Below are 16,284 nucleotides of genomic sequence, written 5' to 3' on the forward strand. Positions count from 1 at the left end.
CATGGATATTGCGATCAATACCGGCAACTCCAGGTATCAGGTGGATAAGAATGGCTATTATGGCAGATTTGGCGGGGCCTACATTCCTGAAATGCTGTATCCCAATGTAGAAGAATTGCAGTCACAATACCTTGGTATTCTCAGTGATCCTTCTTTCCAGCAGGACTTTGAAGCCCTTTTACGGGATTATGTAGGAAGGCCTTCCCCCTTGTATTTCGCCAAACGTTTGTCTGAAAAATATAAAGCAAAAATTTATCTTAAAAGAGAAGACCTGAATCATACAGGCGCCCACAAGGTGAACAATACCATCGGGCAGATCCTGCTGGCGCAACGACTGGGCAAACGCCGCATCATTGCGGAAACAGGGGCCGGGCAACATGGCGTGGCTACTGCAACGGTATGTGCCTTGATGGGCATGGAGTGCGTGGTGTACATGGGTAGTATTGATATAGAAAGACAGGCGCCCAATGTAGCCCGTATGAAAATGCTGGGAGCTACCGTAGTGCCGGCCACCAGTGGTAGCAAAACGCTGAAAGATGCCACCAACGAGGCTATCCGCGACTGGATCAACAATCCTGTGGATACACATTATATCCTGGGCACCGCTGCAGGGCCGCATCCGTATCCTGATATGGTGGCGCGTTTCCAATCCGTGATCAGTGAAGAAATAAAGAAGCAACTGCTGGAGAAAACCGGCAGCGAGGATCCTGATTATGTAGTAGCCTGTATTGGCGGTGGCAGTAATGCAGCCGGCGCCTATTTCCATTATCTCGACAGGGAGGCTGTAAAGCTGGTGGCGGTAGAAGCCGGCGGAAAAGGGGTGCACAGCGGTTTTTCAGCTGCTACCACCCAACTGGGCACCATTGGGATCATCCATGCCAGCAAAACGCTGCTGATGCAAACGGGAGATGGACAGATCGTGGAGCCACATTCAATTTCCGCAGGACTGGATTACCCGGGTATAGGACCTATGCATGCGCATTTGTATGAATCGGGCCGTGCGCAGTTCCTCTCGGCCACCGATGAGGAAGCACTGGCAGCGGCTTATGAACTGAGCCTGCTGGAGGGAATTATTCCCGCTATGGAATCGGCCCATGCCCTGGCTAAACTGAAAGACCTGCCATTGAACACGGATGATGTAGTGGTGGTATGCCTTTCAGGCCGCGGCGATAAAGACCTGGATACCTATATCCGTCACATGAATAAATAAAATGGATTATGCAGAATCGTATAGATCAACTGTTTGCCAAGAAGCAACACGGCGTTTTAAATATATATTGCACGGCTGGTTTCCCGCAGTTGAACGACACTTTACCGGTGATGACCGCCCTGCAACAACATGGTGCGGATCTTATTGAGCTGGGAATGCCGTTCTCCGATCCGCTGGCGGATGGCCCCGTGATCCAGGACAGCAGCACCAAAGCGCTTCAGAACGGGATGAGCCTACAGAAGCTGTTTGAGCAGCTTGCCGGTTTCAGAAGCAGTATCCGGGTACCGGTGATCCTCATGGGATATTTCAATCCCGTACTAACGTATGGTGTGGAAGCGTTTTGTGCCAAATGCGCGGAAGTAGGTGTGGATGGCATTATTGTACCGGACCTGCCGATGGCTGAATATGAGAATGAATACAGACCTGTTTTTGAAAAATATAACCTGCACCTGATCTTCCTGGTAACACCCGAAACCAGCGAAGCACGTATCCGTAAAATAGACAGCCTGAGCAAAGGCTTTATTTACGCGGTATCCTCGTCTTCCACTACAGGGAAAGACAAGGACATGAAGGACCAGCAGGCTTATTTCGAGCGACTGAAACAGCTGCAGCTGAAGAACCCGGTTTTAATTGGGTTTGGTATAAAAGATAAAGCTACTTTTGAGGCGGCATCTGCACATGCCAATGGCGCCATTATAGGTACTGCGTTTATAAAAGCTATTGAGCACAGTACTAATATTGACGAAACGGTGAAAACGTTTATTTCGGGAATAATTCAGTAATAACATGAAAACGGTTATCATAAAATATAACGCCGGTAATATCCGCTCTGTGCAATTTGCATTGGAGCGTTTAGGCGTAAACGGTACTGTTACGGATGATCATGAAGAGATCATGGCTGCCGATAAGGTGATTTTTCCTGGTGTAGGAGAAGCCAGTACGGCGATGCAGTACCTGAAGGAAAGAAAACTGGATGAGGTGATTGCCGGCCTGAAGCAGCCTGTACTGGGTATTTGCCTGGGAATGCAATTGTTGTGCAAACATTCGGAAGAAAACGATACCAAATGTATCGGCATATTTGATGTGGATGTGAAACGGTTCCAGTCGCCCGTAGAAAACCTCCTGAAAATACCGCAGATCGGCTGGAATAATATTACCGGTTTGCACAGCGTAGTGTTTGAGCATGTGCCGGAAAATGCCTACATGTATTTTGTGCACAGCTATTATGCAGCGCTTGGTGCAGATACAGTAGCTATCACCAATTACGTGATCAACTACAGCGCAGCCCTGCAGAAGGATAATTTTTACGCGGTACAGTTCCACCCGGAGAAATCCGCAGTGGCCGGCGCGCGTATCATTGAAAACTTTTTGAACCTTTAAGATGAATATCCGGAAGATCAGCGCAGATGATACTTTGCAGCTCCGCAGGGATGTACTGTATCCCAACGAAACGCTGGATGCTGTAAAGGTAGACCATGATGAGGACGGGCTTCACTTTGGCGTTTTTGACCAGGGGCAGCTGGTAACAGTGGTCTCTCTTTTTCCCGGTGGTGAAAGCGCGCAGTTCCGTAAACTGGCTACTGCACCGGCTGCGCAGGGAAAGGGCTTTGGCAGGGCGATACTCGCACACCTGGCAGACATCTGCAAAAAAGAAAAAATAAAACTGCTCTGGTGTAATGCACGGGACACCGCGGTAACTTTTTACGACAGGCTGGGCTATACAAGAAAAGGCGATTACTTTGTAAAAGGAGGGATCACCTTTGTTAGAATGGAACTGTCTTTGGATCAGCAAAATATGACAACTAAGAAATTTGAGATCATACCTGCCATTGATATCATCGGTGGTAAATGTGTAAGGCTTACCCAGGGCGATTACAGCCAGCAGAAAGTGTACAACGAGCATCCGCTGGAAGTGGCCAAAGAGTTTGAAGCGATAGGCGTGCGCCGCCTTCATTTGGTTGACCTGGATGGCGCCAAAAAAGGAGCGGTGGTGAACTGGAAGGTGCTGGAGAGCATTGCCGGTAAAACCTCGCTGGTAACCGATTTTGGAGGGGGCATTAAAACGGATAAGGACCTGGAAATAGTATTTGAAAGCGGTGCAGCGCTGGCTACCATAGGCAGTGTGGCAGTGAAGCAACCAGAACTTTTTTTCAGCTGGGTGAAAAGATATGGCGCCGGTAAAATATTCCTGGGCGCTGATGTGAAAGAGGAGAAGATCGCAGTAGGCGGCTGGCTGGAAACAACAGAATTATCTGTATTTGATTTTCTTGAAAGCAATATTGCACAGGGCGTCACCAATATCTTTTGTACAGATATCGCCAAAGATGGCCTGTTGCAGGGGCCATCCGTTGATCTCTATAAAAAAATAACAGAACGCTTCGCGGGTATTAACTTTGTGGCCAGTGGCGGCGTGAGCAATATTGAAGATGTGGCTGCCCTGCAGAAAATTGGCTGCAGCGGTGTTATCATTGGCAAAGCGATCTATGAAGGTAATATCTCCATGGATGCATTAAAAACATTCCTGTAAACTATTAGCACATGTTGACCAAACGCATCATACCATGCCTGGATATTAAAGACGGCCGTACCGTGAAGGGCATCAATTTTGAGAATATCCGCGATGCCGGCGATCCCATTGAGCTGGGGGCTTTGTATGCGGAACAGGGAGCAGATGAGCTGGTGTTCCTGGATATAACGGCAACGAACGAACGAAGAAAGACGCTGGCGGAACTGGTAACAGGTATTGCCCGTCATGTGAATATTCCTTTTACCGTAGGTGGTGGTATTTCTTCTGTAGAAGATGTATATGTACTGCTGCAATCCGGTGCAGATAAGATTTCCGTAAATACTTCGGCTTTTAAGGACCCCGCACTGGTAGACCGGCTGGCCCGTGAATTTGGCAGCCAGTGCATTGTACTGGCTATTGATACACGGTTTGAAGACGGCGACTGGTACGTGTACCTGAATGGAGGCCGTGTGAAAACGGAAGTAAAGGCATTCGACTGGGCCAAAGAAGCAGTAGGCCGCGGCGCAGGTGAAATACTGCTTACCTCCATGAACAACGATGGCACCAAAAAAGGCTTTGCGCTGGATATAACCGGTCAAATGGCACAGCACCTGAATGTGCCGGTGATAGCTTCCGGCGGTGCAGGCACCATGGAACATTTTACCGATGTTTTCGAGAACGCACAGGCAGATGCAGCCCTGGCAGCCAGCATCTTCCATTATAAAGAAATAGAAATTCCTGCGCTCAAAACCTTTCTCTATAGCAAAGGGGTGAACGTAAGATTTTAAGATACCTGAAATAAGTAAACATGCAGATAGATTTTCAAAAGTCGCCCGATGGCCTGGTACCGGCTATTATACAGGATGCCGTAACCAATAAGGTGCTGATGCTCGGTTATATGAACCGGGAGTCGGTAGAGAAAACCGTTTCGGAAGGCAAGGTGACTTTTTTCAGCCGCTCAAAAAACCGTTTATGGACAAAGGGTGAGGAGAGCGGTAATTTCCTGATCGTGAAAGACCTGATGGTGGACTGCGACCAGGACACCATTCTCATCAAAGCCAGTCCTGTAGGCCCGGTATGCCATACCGGCGCCGATACCTGCTGGAACGAAAAGAATGTAGCCAATGATTTTCTTGCCACCCTGGAAAATATTATTACGGACAGGAGGAACAATCCTTCCGATAAATCTTATACTGCCAGTCTTTTTGCCAAAGGCATCAATAAAATTGCGCAGAAAGTAGGAGAGGAAGCAGTAGAAGTGGTAATTGAGGCGAAAGACAATAACGATGAGCTGTTCCTCAATGAATCCGCCGACCTGTTGTTCCATTACCTGATCCTCCTCCAGGCAAAAGGTTTCCAGCTCTCAGATGTTATATCGGTGTTAAAACAGCGGCATAAATAGTCCGCCGGCTTCGCCGACGTGGAAATTGTCTTGGCTCAGGATTTAGATGATTACGCTGATTACACTGATTTTATTTTTATTCATTAGAGGTTGATAATTAAACTTGTAAGCCTAATTAAGAAAATAATAAAATCAGTGTAATCAGCGTAATCATCTAAATCCTGAGCCAAGACAATTTAAAAGCCGGCGAAGCCGGCATCTTCTCCGTGAAAGAATCTCTTCGTATATTACACCCCACTAACTAATTAAAATAATTTGTAATGAAACAGATTTTCCTGTTAGCCGCTGCGGCGTTGGTTTTCGCAGGTGCGAATGCCCAGCAGGTATCGGGTATTGTGAGAGGGGCAAACGGCAAAACCATTTATCTTTTTGACGACCAGGACAACAACCCGGACGATTCGGTGGTGATAAAGAATGAACAATTCAGTTTCCGTGTGAAAAGCGGTAAGGAGCCTTCCGTATATGCGTTGATCCTGCAGGATGTAAATTATCCCATGTTGTTTGTAACAGGGAATGATCCTATACAGTTTACTACTTCCCTGGCTACATACCCTGTAGCGACCTCCGTGAAAGGCAATGTCAATACGCTGGCAATGCAGGAATATCAAAAGGCATTTGAGCCATTGATCAAAGAGGCCCAGGAACTTAATACTGAAGCCAAACAGATCAATCCTGAAGATGAGCCGGGAAAGAATGCCTTCCGCAAGAAGGCAGAAGCTTTCAGCAAGGATGTGGTGAATACCGGTAAGCAGTTTATTAATTCGCATCCTAAGAGCATTGCCAGCATCTGGCTGATGATGAATGAACTGCGCAGCAGGCTGGAGCCGGAAGAGTTCAGGCAATTGTTTGAGTCACTTGATAAGTCTGTACAGGAAAGCCAGTATGGAAAGAGCGTAACCGCCTATGTAAAAAGCCTGAAGGCAAATGTGCTGAATGTGGTTGCCGATGATTTTTCACAGGAAGATACCAAAGGACAGCCGGTAAAGCTGTCGTCTTTCAGGGGCAAGTATGTGCTGGTTGATTTCTGGGCGAGCTGGTGTGGTCCCTGCCGCCAGGAAAACCCCAATGTAGTAAAGGCTTATAACAGGTTCAAGGATAAAAATTTTACCATCCTGGGCGTTTCCCTGGATGATAACCGTGAGCGCTGGTTACGTGCCATCAGCCAGGATGGACTGGCCTGGACGCAGGTATCCGATTTACGGGGCTGGGGCAACGAAGTGGCAGTGCAGTACGGGGTTCAGTCTATTCCCACTAATTTCCTGGTAGATCCTGCGGGAAAAATTATTGCCCGCAACCTGCGTGGAGAAGAACTGGAAGCTAAACTGGAACAGTTGTTAAAATAGCCGTTTATCAAAATCAGGTTGTTAATGAGCGGCCGATTTTACAAATTTGTTATTCGTAAAACAAAAACCAATGAAAAAAGCAATTGTAGGTATAGCCCTTTTAGTACCGGCAGTGATGTTTGCCCAGGATAAGAAAGGCACAGCTGCAGGCAAGCCTTATACTATACAGGGAACTGTTTCCCAACAGCATGACCCTGCTACCGTGTACCTGAGAATGCGCAAAAACGGCGAAAGCTTCATGGACAGCGCACAAATCAAAGATGGTAAATTTACGTTCAACGGCACCCTGGAAGAAGCAGGACTGGCCAGCCTGATGCTGGTACAGAAAGGCAGTGAAAAACCTGTGTCTATGGGACGTGATATGCTGGCGGTTTTCCTGGATAAAGGCGTTATCACCATCAATACTACAGATTCTATCAGCAAGGCTACCGTAACCGGTTCCAAAGCCAACGACGATTATAAAAAACTGAATGAGCTGTTGAAAGATGTGAATGAGAAAGGTGCAGCATTACAGAGCAAATACCGTGAACTGGCCAAGAATAAGGACGAGGAAGGAATTAAAAAGCTGGAAGCGGAATTTGATACATTAGATACAGAAGAGAAAAAGATCGAGAATGATTTTCTTGCCAGGAATACCAATTCTCCCATTGCGATGTTCCTGTTGAACCAGGTAGCCGGTTATGATATCAAGCCTGCTGAGGTAACGCCCCTGTTCAAAAAATTAAGTAAAGAGGCAAAGAGCTCCCCTTCCGGTAAAGAATTCTCCAAACGCCTGGAGTCTGCCCGCAAAACAGCTGTAGGCCAGCCTGCGCTTGAATTTGCACAGGCGGATGCCAATGGGAAAAATATCAGCCTGTCGTCTTTCCGTGGCAAATACGTACTGGTCGATTTCTGGGCAAGCTGGTGTGGTCCCTGCCGTGCAGAGAACCCCAACGTGGTAAAGGCCTACGATAAATTCAAGAATAAAGGCTTCGAGATCCTCGGTGTTTCACTGGACGACAAGAAAGATAAATGGCTGGCCGCCGTAGATGCCGATAAGCTCACCTGGACCCATGTTTCTGATCTGAAAGGATGGAAGAATGCGGCAGCAGACCTTTATGGTGTTCGCGCTATCCCGCAGAATGTACTGATTGATCCGAAAGGGAAGATCGTGGCTAAAAACCTGCGTGGTGAAGAACTGGCATCCAAACTGGAAGAGATATTGAAATAATTTCCGCCCGGGAAGAAAATATACAGGGAGGTGCAAAGGTTCAATCCTTTGCACCTCTTTCTTTTTATCCGGTTCCCTCCGCTTAAATCATCTTCCCAAAAAAAATATTTGTTTATCTACGAAACATTCGTAGATTTACGAAAGAATCGTAATCCAAATTATTCAATTACTATGGAAAAACTTACCCAGCAAGAAGAAACGGCCATGCTGGCTATCTGGAAAGTAGGGAAAGGTTTTGTGAAAGACTTCCTTGAGGCGCACAGCGCGCCGGCTCCCCCATATACTACACTGGCATCTACCATTAAGAACCTGGAGAAGAAAGGGTTTGTGGAGAGCCGGAAAATGGGTAACGTATATGAATATACGCCGGTTATGGAAGAAGCAGCTTACAAACAGAAGTTCATGAATGGTTTTGTAAAGGATTATTTCGAGAACTCGTATAAAGAGCTGGTATCTTTTTTCGCAAAAGAGAAAAAGATCAGCCCTGACGAGCTGAAAGAAATCATCAACATGATAGAAAAAGGTAAATAATAAAATTACGGCTATGGTACCTGCTATTTTAATATACCTGTTAAAGGCAAATATCGCGCTTACCTTATTTTTCCTGGCTTACCGGTTTGGTTTGCGCAGGCTCACCTTTTACACCGGGAACAGGTTGTTCCTGCTCACAGGTATTGTTTTTTCATCCCTGTTTCCCCTGATACCTATTGATGCGTTTGTAAACAGGCACGAAGTGCTGGCAGACGGTGTGATGACCTATGTTCCGGATCTGGGCGGCTGGCAGGCGCCGGCGCCGGTGTTTACCATCTGGACGCTGCTGGTATACATATTCTGGACCGGCGTATCGGTAATGGCTATACGTTTTTGTTTCCAGTTATTATCTTTATGGAAAATACACCGCAGCTCCAAACGCAGTAAAATAGCTGATACCACGGTGCAGGTATTACAGCAACCGGTAAATCCTTTTTCTTTTTTCCGGAACATCTACATCAACCCGGTATTGCACCAGCCGGAGGAACTGCCGGCCATCCTGCGGCATGAAAAAGTGCATGTGCAGCAATGGCACAGCGTAGATGTAGTACTGGGAGAGCTTAATAACATTTTTTACTGGTTCAATCCCGGCGCATGGCTGATGAAAACTGCCATCCGTGAAAACCTGGAGTTTATTACAGACAGGTACCTGCTGAAGCAGGGCGTGGATAAAACCGCCTATCAATACAATTTAATTAAAGTAAGTGGGATCCCATATGCGACGGCCATCGCAAACAATTTCAATTTCTCACATCTAAAAAACAGGATCATCATGATGAACAGCAAAAAGTCATCACGTTATCAAATGGCGCGTTACCTGGTATTAGGACTGATGGTAGGAGGAACCGTATTATCGCTCAATTACACAAAGGCGCCTTCCGTTCATCCTTTTGCCAACGTTATTGTTAAAGATACAGTACCGCCGCCTCCTCCGGCACCGCCAAAAGCACCACCACCACCAAAGGTAGAACAGGTGACGAAAGGAATACCAAAACCGCCCCTGCCACCAAAAGTGGAACAGGTGAAAAAGACGCCGCTCAAAGTAACTAAAGATACCGTGGCGCCCGGGCAAAAAGGAACTGTGCTCACACTTCGCGGAGTAGATCCGGATAAGGCCCCGCTCTACATTGTAGATGGCAGCCCCGTGGAATCCATTGAAGGCATTGCACCGGATGGTATCGAATCTATCAGCGTACTGAAAGACAAATCAGCTACTGCAATTTATGGCTCCAGGGGAAAGAATGGCGTAATACTGGTTACCACGAAAAAGAATGGGGAAAGAATGGCGGCACCGGTAAAGGATACTGTCAGTACCATCAGGGTGATAGGATACCGGACCGATAAGAACAACAGCGCACAGTCGCTTCCGGCCGGTGCATTATTGGTGGTAGATGGTAAAGAAGTTTCCAGGGAGGAAGCCAGCAGCATATCCGCTTCTTCCATCAAATCGGTAAATGTTTACAAAGGAGGCAAAGCCACTATTTACAAAGGGAAACGACATCCTGAAGGCGTAGTGATGATCACTACCAAAGGTGAAGGAAACGCCATGAAAGTTGATTCAGATACGATCATTGTTAAATAACGAAAAGGCAATAGCCTGTCACAAAAAGCCACGGTCCGCCACCGTGGCATTTTTGTTTTTGTAGAACATTATTCCCCCGCAGCTGTTTATATAGGACCAACAATTTAACCACATATGTTACAGAAAGGCGAAACAGCTCCTGATTTTACCCTGGAAGCCACACCGGAAAAGAAAGTACACCTGAAAGACCTGCGCGGGAAAAATGTTATCCTGGCCTTTTACCCGGCCGACTGGAGCCCCGTATGCAGTGATCAGATGACATTGTACAATGAAATGCTTCATTATTTTGAAAAATATAATGCAGTATTACTGGGTATCTCTGTGGATGGCGCCTGGTGTCACCAGGCATTTGCCAGTGCCCGCCAGATCCATTTCGACCTGTTGTCTGACTTCGAGCCGAAGGGCGCCGTATCCCGTGCTTACGGGGTATATGAAGAGAGAACGGGGATCAGCAAGCGGGCTTTGTTTGTAATAGATGCCAATGGCATCATTCAATGGAGCTATTTATCGCCGGTAAATGAAAACCCCGGAGCTGATGGCATCCTCGAAGCATTGGAAAACCTCAAAAAATAACTGTCATGCCTACCCTGATCCCTCCCGTAAACGCATTGGACCATGTACTCGGTGCGGCAGACGCCACTATTGAACTGGTTGAATACGGCGATTTTCAATGTCCCTACTGCCGGGAAGCATTTTTTGTAGTAAAGGAACTGCTGGCAAGCTTCGCTGGCCGGCTGCGGTTCGTATTCAGGAACTTTCCATTGTCGGAAGCCCATGAGTATGCGATGGATGCAGCACTGGCTGCAGAAGCCGCTGCCAGGCAGGGCCGCTTCTGGGAAATGCATGACGCCCTTTACAACCGCCAGGCGGAATTAAATAATGGCCTGCTGATAACCCTGGCAAAGGAGCTTGAACTGGATCTGCACCAGTTCAGGGAAGATATGGAAGCGCCCAAACTGTTGAGCAGGGTGGAGGCGGATTTTGAAAGCGGTATTCGCAGCGGTGTAAATGGCACACCTACTTTTTACCTGAAGGGCAAACGGTATAACGGCGATTACCGTGACCTGGCATCAGTGCTGACCGAGTGAGCGCACACAACGGAAACCCAGGTTGGCCAGGCCGGATTCGGGCGTACTTTTCATACGCGCCGATACCCGGTATCCACGGCAGTATTCATCACTGCACATAAAAGATCCTCCCCTGATCACCCGTTTGGCCTGACCAGGATCATCCGGGTCAAACGCCGCTGCGGGTCCACCGGGGTTCTTTACGCCTTTTTCCCCCTGGATATAATAGTTGGCATCGTACCAGTCTTCGCACCATTCCCACACATTCCCCGACATATCATACAGCTGGTAACCGTTAGGACTATACGATTTTACAGGCGCCAGGCCGTAATAACCGTCTGTTTTGGTATTGTTATAAGGAAAATTACCATTCCAGGTATTGGCTTTGGGTTTACCGCTGGTAAGCGCTTCAGTTCCCCAGGGATATATTTTCCCTGCCAGTCCGCCACGTGCAGCGTATTCCCATTCGGCTTCGGTAGGGAGCCGTTTGCCTGCCCATTTGGCGTAAGCCTGTGCATCCAGCCAGGAAACCTGCGTAACAGGCTCGTTATCCCGCTTATCGATATTGCTGCCGGGGCCTGCAGGGTGTCGCCAGGTGGCGCCTGCCACGAACGACCACCATTGTGAAATATCATTGAACGGTACTGCATGGTCGGGTGGTGTGAACACCAGTGCGCCCGGTTTCATCATGTCTGCCAGCGCGCTGCTGTCGGGCTCCGGTGTGCCCGGAGGTAAACTGGCCAGCAGTTCTTCTTTGCTGATGGGCTTTTCCGCAGTGGTTACATAACCTGTTGCCGCTACAAACCGTGCAAATTCGGCATTGGTCACTTCATGTTCATCCATCCAGAAACCGTCAATATCCACGGTGTGTTTGGGATATTCATCGGCCATACCGGTTGAATCATCGGCGCCCATGGTAAAGGTACCTGCCGGTATCAGCACCATTTTATTCAGTGAGTCCCTGTTATCTGCCCCCGCATCCGGCTTTCCGGGAGGAGCCGCGCAGGCGCCCAGCAATGTAAGGACCAGCAAAAGATATATCTTCCCTATCATGTTTGTCTATCATTTTTGTAAGCTTTCAAAAGTAATATTTTAAAACAGCTTTTGCGAATTTTCACTCATCATCATCCCTTAACAATTATATAATTAATTTTCCCCGAAAACTGTTGTAAACTGCATGTTATTCCGGGAAGCACTTGCCCCGGTTCACAGGTATTGCATATGCAAACAACTGCTGTACCCTTTACCCGAAAGGATTTCGGGGACGATTTTCTCTGGGGGGTTACTATTTCCGCATTTCAGAATGAAGGTGCCTTCAATACAGATGGCAAAGGCCCTTCTATTTGGGATACTTTCTCCAGCCGTAAGGGAAAGATCAAAGATAAGAGCCATGCCCAGGTAGCCACCGATTTTTACAACCGTTATACACAGGATATACTGCTGGCAAAGCTGCTGGGCTTTTCCGTATTCCGTTTTTCGTTGTCGTGGTCCCGCATCATACCCAAAGGTACCGGTGCAGTAAACCCAGCGGGGATCGACTTCTACCACCGGGTGATAGATGCCTGCCTGGAACTGGGGCTGGAACCTTATATTACGCTCTATCACTGGGATTTGCCCCAGGCGCTGGAACATAAAGGCGGCTGGAGCCACCGGGGAGTTGTTTTTGCTTTTGAAGAATTTGTAAGGGTATGCGCCCGTGAATATGGGAATAAAGTGAAGAACTGGATCGTGATGAATGAGCCGTTTGGCTTTACTGCCCTGGGATATATGCTGGGCGTGCATGCACCGGGTAAATTTGGCCTGTCGTGGTTTTTGCCGGCGGTGCACCATGCGGTGATAGCGCAGGCGGAAGGCGGGCGCGTGCTCCGGAACGAGGTGCCCGGCGCTAATATTGGCACTGCATTGTCCTGTTCCCAGATCATTCCGAACAGCAACAGTGAAGCCGATCAGATGGCTGCACGTCGTGCAGATGCACTGTTTAACCGCCTGTTCCTGGAGCCTTCGCTGGGCATGGGATATCCGACAGGCGATTTTCCATTGCTTAAACGTATTGAGCGCCGTTACGCTCTATGGCGCGACTGGGACCGGCTGGCCTTCGATTTTGATTTTATTGGTGTGCAGAATTATTTCCCGCTGGTAGTGAAATACAACACATTTATGCCGGTGGTGAAAATCTCAGAAGTGAAAGCAAGATATCGCAATGTACCGTTAACAGGACTGGGCTGGGAAATTAACGGCAACGGGCTATACGAAGTGCTCAGGCAGTTTGCCGCCTATGAAGGCGTTAAAAAACTGATCGTTACAGAAGGCGGCGCCGCCTTCCCCGATATACCCGGTACAGATGGCCGCATAGCGGATCTGGCCCGTATCAGTTATTTCCAGGAATATTTATCCGGCGTATTGAAAGCCAAAAAAGAAGGGATACCCGTGGAAGGCTATTTCGCCTGGACCCTTACTGATAATTTTGAATGGGCAGAAGGCTACCGCGCCCGTTTCGGCCTTGTATACGTGAATTTTGAAACGCAGCAGCGAATGATCAAAGACTCCGGCTACTGGTTCCGCGAGCTGCTGTCGCCCGGCGGGTAAAGATCTCTTTCGGCGCGGATTTTGTCTGACTCAAGATTACACTGATTACACTGATTACACTGATTACACTGATTTTATTTCTCGGGATTTTATAAATGATTTAAAAAGATTTTGGGAGATATAAGTGAAAAATCCGCTTCCGTCTCCTTTATCCTTTTTTAAAAAATTCAAAAGTATCAAATCAGTGTAATCAGTGTAATCCTGAGTCAGACAAAATCCGCGTATCACCTAAGGCGATACCGGCAGTTTTTTATTGTGCGAGGCGTTTGAAGAACCAGATATCCCTCAGGCTGAAGTTAAATACAGCATTGACATATGTTTCCTTTACCAGTGCTGTTCCTTCTTTTCCGCGTTGCCCTGCTTCGAGGCCTATATAATACCTGAGCTGCCCGTTTTTATTGGGAAGGGATACGCCCAATGTGCCGGAGATATCAGTGATTTGTGTGCTGCCTACCACCAGCGGGGTTTTGTTGTAGGCGAAGCCCGCCTGTAAAACAGCGCCTTCAAAGCTTTGGTTATAGTAGTGCCGTTTTATCGTGTATTCCACACCGGTAGAATATCTTTCTCCATCCTGGTAACGGTAAGTAGGGCCTTTTTCATTCAGTGAGTTCCACAGTGAGTGGCGGTAATCGGCTACCCAGGTAATGGTACCGTTGGTAAGGCTCAGGCCCGCGCCATATTCAGCGGGCAGGGTGAGGAAGGAGGGATCTTGGTCTTTCTGGTATAACGAGGTACCGTCCTGGTTTACGATATTGAGTTTTTCCTGGAGCTTCATGGTTGTTTCGAAGCGGTAGGTAGCACCCAGTCCGAGTTGCCAGTCCTTGCCCACTTTACCGGCATATTGTGCACCTGCAGTAAAGTTAGGTTTGAACCCGTATTGATTATGCTGTGTTTGTAAGGAATCCGAACCAACGTATTGTGTGATATTCCGCGGACCGAACAGGAAAGCGGTTGATACACCCACAGAAAAGTTTTTGCTGAGCTGGAAGCCATTGGAAATATAAGCCTTGTTAAAACCGCCTGTACCTGTGGTAGTGGCGGTTACCGGCGTACCGGTACCGGTTACGAACTGCTGGTTTTCCAGTTTATAGTCTATCGTGCTGAAGGGAGTGATGCCAGCCCCAATGCCCCACCACTTGGCGGCTTTAAAGCCGAGGGCCAGCCGCTTGAAGTTGATGTCGCCGGCGTTTTGTGAAATATTATTGCCGCTGTAGTTGATCTGCTGTGCTTTCAGCGACACATCAAACATAAAGTTCTGTGGTGGGAGTGCGCTATAGGAGGCGGGATTAAGTTCATTGAGATAGCCGGAATGCCTGCGGCCGATGCCGGTGCTTCCCAGCCCGAAATTGCGGCTGTAATCCCTCGATTCCAGGTCGCCTATGCCATAGGCGGAGTAAATGGAATTGAGCCCGTGTTGCGCCTTTACAGTGGCTGTACACAACAGGAGTATGATTAATCCGCTATATATTTTTATTCGCATGAGTGTCCTTTATTTATACAACAGGTAGTATAACTGTATTTTAAGTTTATTGTCGGTGTTCTGCTGATCGCCGGTTACCAGCCTGTCCAGCGTAGTCCTGCTGTCTGTGGCGCTTGGCGTAAGCAGCAGGCCCCGCGAGTCTGTGGTGCTGGCAGTTTGTTCTTTGATTACATAATTGGTGATATCAAAGGTGTAGTTGGTGTTTTTATCATACAGCTTATCTACTGTCAGCTGGCCATAGGTAAGGGTATCTGTTACCTCGTTCAGCTTATTTACCTCGCACAGCGCCATTCTTGGCGGCAGGCGGTTATCTGTGTAGGTACCGAGCACCGGTTTAAGCGTCATGTATACTTTCATTATCTTAAAGAACTGTCCCATGTACACAAGGTTTTTGATGTAGGGGATGTCTATCCGTGTAGCCGACCCTGTTACCGGTTGTGTGAAAACCCTGTTACCGGTGCTGGCGGAAGGGAGTTCTGTAACGCTGCCGGTAAGTGGCGCCAGTGGCGTGCCGGTATGGTCTGCCACTACCTGGTTGAACTGCAGGTTAGACGCCTGCATTTTGAAATCCACATATTTTACCGTGGTTATGATTTCGTTGACGTGGTAGTATAACCGCATCACGAGGGAGCTGTCGGTAGCAGAGAACCCGGTAACAGCTTTACTGCCTGGTCCGCCTCTTACATTCAGCCCTTTAAAGAATTCCAGGAAAGTATTATTTGCGGTGATATCCGGGCTTTTGTCGCGCAGCATGTTAAAGAGCAGGCTGCCCAGCTGATCAGACATATGTACGGTAACGGTTTTATCGGTAAGCGGGCGGATAACGCCGCTGAAGCTGCCGATCGGCGTACTTTCGGTAGAGAAGCTGCTATTGTTATACAGGTAGTAAAAGTTTTTGGCGGTTTGTATGGTAGATGTAACCCGGTACACCTGGAATTCCTGTGGAATAGTGGAGTCGCCGGCCATATAACCGTTAGGGCGCATGATCAATACCATGGAGTCATATGCGGAGCCATTTACCGGGATGTCTACCGTGGCTGGCTGTGCTATCTGGAAATAAGACTGGATGGTAGCGGTACCAAACAGGGGGTCTGTTCTTTTACCGGCCAGCAATACCTCGGTGCCGGAAGTAGGTACGGAGTCCTGTTGTACCGTTTTTACATTTACGGTGAGTGTATCTGACAGGATGTAATCTGTATTCTGGTTATTATCTACAATATTATTATAGGAAAACCCGGTTTTCTGGCAGGAAGAAACCGCCATGGCCAGTAAAAGTGCAGGAAGGTACCTGTAAAGGCCCCGTGCTATGCGCCTGAAAAATAAGTGATACATGGTATTGTTCATGGTGCGCAATTTTAGACAGGATC

Annotated in this window: 16 protein-coding genes; 13 read left to right on the forward strand and 3 right to left on the reverse strand. The window is 47.9% G+C overall.

Translation table 11 applies throughout. The features are described 5' to 3' along the window. The first annotated feature begins 1 nt into the window (after position 1). From trpB to FN124_RS18130, 12 genes are all read left to right on the forward strand, one after another. Positions 2 to 1,210 carry a tryptophan synthase subunit beta gene (gene trpB / locus FN124_RS18075; protein WP_142686156.1) on the forward strand — a complete coding sequence of 403 codons (1,209 nt, stop codon included), beginning with the start codon at positions 2 to 4 and terminating at the stop codon, positions 1,208 to 1,210. Positions 1,211 to 1,218: 8 nt separating this feature from the next. After that, positions 1,219 to 1,992: a tryptophan synthase subunit alpha gene (gene trpA / locus FN124_RS18080; protein WP_142686157.1), complete on the forward strand. Its 774-nt coding sequence runs from the start codon at positions 1,219 to 1,221 to the stop codon at positions 1,990 to 1,992. A gap of 4 nt (positions 1,993 to 1,996) precedes the next feature. Next, positions 1,997 to 2,590, forward strand: coding sequence for an imidazole glycerol phosphate synthase subunit HisH (hisH, locus tag FN124_RS18085; RefSeq protein WP_142686158.1), 594 nt, complete (start codon positions 1,997 to 1,999; stop codon positions 2,588 to 2,590). A 1-nt stretch (position 2,591) separates the two neighbouring features. Continuing rightward, the gene (gene hisA, locus FN124_RS18090; protein WP_142686159.1) at positions 2,592 to 3,737 is read left to right on the forward strand and encodes a 1-(5-phosphoribosyl)-5-[(5-phosphoribosylamino)methylideneamino]imidazole-4-carboxamide isomerase; all 1,146 of its coding nucleotides are present in this window, start codon (positions 2,592 to 2,594) and stop codon (positions 3,735 to 3,737) included. 11 nt (positions 3,738 to 3,748) lie between these two features. Next, entirely contained in the window at positions 3,749 to 4,504 is a 756-nt protein-coding gene (gene hisF / locus FN124_RS18095; protein ID WP_142686160.1) for an imidazole glycerol phosphate synthase subunit HisF, read from the forward strand. 20 nt (positions 4,505 to 4,524) lie between these two features. Further along, a complete protein-coding gene (hisIE, locus tag FN124_RS18100; RefSeq protein WP_142686161.1) occupies positions 4,525 to 5,118 on the forward strand; it encodes a bifunctional phosphoribosyl-AMP cyclohydrolase/phosphoribosyl-ATP diphosphatase HisIE in 594 nt (197 codons plus the stop codon). Positions 5,119 to 5,378: 260 nt separating this feature from the next. Further along, entirely contained in the window at positions 5,379 to 6,461 is a 1,083-nt protein-coding gene (locus FN124_RS18105) for an AhpC/TSA family protein (RefSeq protein WP_142686162.1), read from the forward strand. Between the two features lie 70 nt (positions 6,462 to 6,531). Beyond that, positions 6,532 to 7,671: a redoxin domain-containing protein gene (locus tag FN124_RS18110; RefSeq protein ID WP_142686163.1), complete on the forward strand. Its 1,140-nt coding sequence runs from the start codon at positions 6,532 to 6,534 to the stop codon at positions 7,669 to 7,671. Positions 7,672 to 7,842: 171 nt separating this feature from the next. After that, complete coding sequence (locus tag FN124_RS18115) at positions 7,843 to 8,202, forward strand: BlaI/MecI/CopY family transcriptional regulator (RefSeq protein WP_142686164.1); 360 nt, start codon at positions 7,843 to 7,845, stop codon at positions 8,200 to 8,202. Between the two features lie 13 nt (positions 8,203 to 8,215). Next, entirely contained in the window at positions 8,216 to 9,784 is a 1,569-nt protein-coding gene (locus FN124_RS31655; protein ID WP_142686165.1) for a M56 family metallopeptidase, read from the forward strand. A gap of 114 nt (positions 9,785 to 9,898) precedes the next feature. After that, the gene (locus FN124_RS18125) at positions 9,899 to 10,357 is read left to right on the forward strand and encodes a redoxin domain-containing protein (protein ID WP_142686166.1); all 459 of its coding nucleotides are present in this window, start codon (positions 9,899 to 9,901) and stop codon (positions 10,355 to 10,357) included. Positions 10,358 to 10,362: 5 nt separating this feature from the next. Continuing rightward, a complete protein-coding gene (locus FN124_RS18130) occupies positions 10,363 to 10,872 on the forward strand; it encodes a DsbA family protein (protein ID WP_142686167.1) in 510 nt (169 codons plus the stop codon). Here the strand turns inward: FN124_RS18130 and FN124_RS18135 are convergent. Then, a complete protein-coding gene (locus FN124_RS18135; protein ID WP_142686168.1) occupies positions 10,855 to 11,904 on the reverse strand; it encodes a formylglycine-generating enzyme family protein in 1,050 nt (349 codons plus the stop codon). The two genes, FN124_RS18130 and FN124_RS18135, sit on opposite strands and share 18 nt — an antisense overlap. A 168-nt stretch (positions 11,905 to 12,072) precedes the next feature. Between FN124_RS18135 and FN124_RS18140 the strand changes: the two genes are divergently transcribed. After that, positions 12,073 to 13,437, forward strand: coding sequence for a GH1 family beta-glucosidase (locus FN124_RS18140; RefSeq protein WP_142686169.1), 1,365 nt, complete (start codon positions 12,073 to 12,075; stop codon positions 13,435 to 13,437). A 250-nt stretch (positions 13,438 to 13,687) separates the two neighbouring features. On the opposite strand, the gene bamG is transcribed toward FN124_RS18140, so the two are convergent. Both bamG and FN124_RS18150 read right to left on the reverse strand, forming a co-directional pair. Then, positions 13,688 to 14,917 (reverse strand): BamG family beta-barrel-assembly machinery protein, encoded by a 1,230-nt coding sequence (gene bamG / locus FN124_RS18145; protein ID WP_142686170.1) that lies wholly within the window; start codon positions 14,915 to 14,917, stop codon positions 13,688 to 13,690. A 9-nt stretch (positions 14,918 to 14,926) separates the two neighbouring features. After that, on the reverse strand, positions 14,927 to 16,261 hold the full coding sequence (locus FN124_RS18150) for a DUF4270 family protein (protein WP_142686171.1): 1,335 nt from the start codon (positions 16,259 to 16,261) through the stop codon (positions 14,927 to 14,929). Between the last annotated feature and the right edge of the window lie 23 nt (positions 16,262 to 16,284).

The sequence above is a fragment of the Chitinophaga polysaccharea genome, from assembly GCF_902150045.1.
In the GTDB taxonomy this organism is placed as follows: domain Bacteria; phylum Bacteroidota; class Bacteroidia; order Chitinophagales; family Chitinophagaceae; genus Chitinophaga; species Chitinophaga polysaccharea_A.

Bases quoted from the DNA above. Each gene is read 5' to 3' on its own strand.
- trpB (WP_142686156.1), top strand. From the start codon at position 2: ATGGATATTGCGATCAATACCGGCAACTCCAGGTATCAGGTGGATAAG.
- trpA (WP_142686157.1), top strand. From the start codon at position 1,219: ATGCAGAATCGTATAGATCAACTGTTTGCCAAGAAGCAACACGGCGTT.
- hisH (WP_142686158.1), top strand. From the start codon at position 1,997: ATGAAAACGGTTATCATAAAATATAACGCCGGTAATATCCGCTCTGTG.
- hisA (WP_142686159.1), top strand. From the start codon at position 2,592: ATGAATATCCGGAAGATCAGCGCAGATGATACTTTGCAGCTCCGCAGG.
- hisF (WP_142686160.1), top strand. From the start codon at position 3,749: ATGTTGACCAAACGCATCATACCATGCCTGGATATTAAAGACGGCCGT.
- hisIE (WP_142686161.1), top strand. From the start codon at position 4,525: ATGCAGATAGATTTTCAAAAGTCGCCCGATGGCCTGGTACCGGCTATT.
- FN124_RS18105 (WP_142686162.1), top strand. From the start codon at position 5,379: ATGAAACAGATTTTCCTGTTAGCCGCTGCGGCGTTGGTTTTCGCAGGT.
- FN124_RS18110 (WP_142686163.1), top strand. From the start codon at position 6,532: ATGAAAAAAGCAATTGTAGGTATAGCCCTTTTAGTACCGGCAGTGATG.
- FN124_RS18115 (WP_142686164.1), top strand. From the start codon at position 7,843: ATGGAAAAACTTACCCAGCAAGAAGAAACGGCCATGCTGGCTATCTGG.
- FN124_RS31655 (WP_142686165.1), top strand. From the start codon at position 8,216: ATGGTACCTGCTATTTTAATATACCTGTTAAAGGCAAATATCGCGCTT.
- FN124_RS18125 (WP_142686166.1), top strand. From the start codon at position 9,899: ATGTTACAGAAAGGCGAAACAGCTCCTGATTTTACCCTGGAAGCCACA.
- FN124_RS18130 (WP_142686167.1), top strand. From the start codon at position 10,363: ATGCCTACCCTGATCCCTCCCGTAAACGCATTGGACCATGTACTCGGT.
- FN124_RS18135 (WP_142686168.1), bottom strand. From the start codon at position 11,904: ATGATAGGGAAGATATATCTTTTGCTGGTCCTTACATTGCTGGGCGCC.
- FN124_RS18140 (WP_142686169.1), top strand. From the start codon at position 12,073: ATGCAAACAACTGCTGTACCCTTTACCCGAAAGGATTTCGGGGACGAT.
- bamG (WP_142686170.1), bottom strand. From the start codon at position 14,917: ATGCGAATAAAAATATATAGCGGATTAATCATACTCCTGTTGTGTACA.
- FN124_RS18150 (WP_142686171.1), bottom strand. From the start codon at position 16,261: ATGAACAATACCATGTATCACTTATTTTTCAGGCGCATAGCACGGGGC.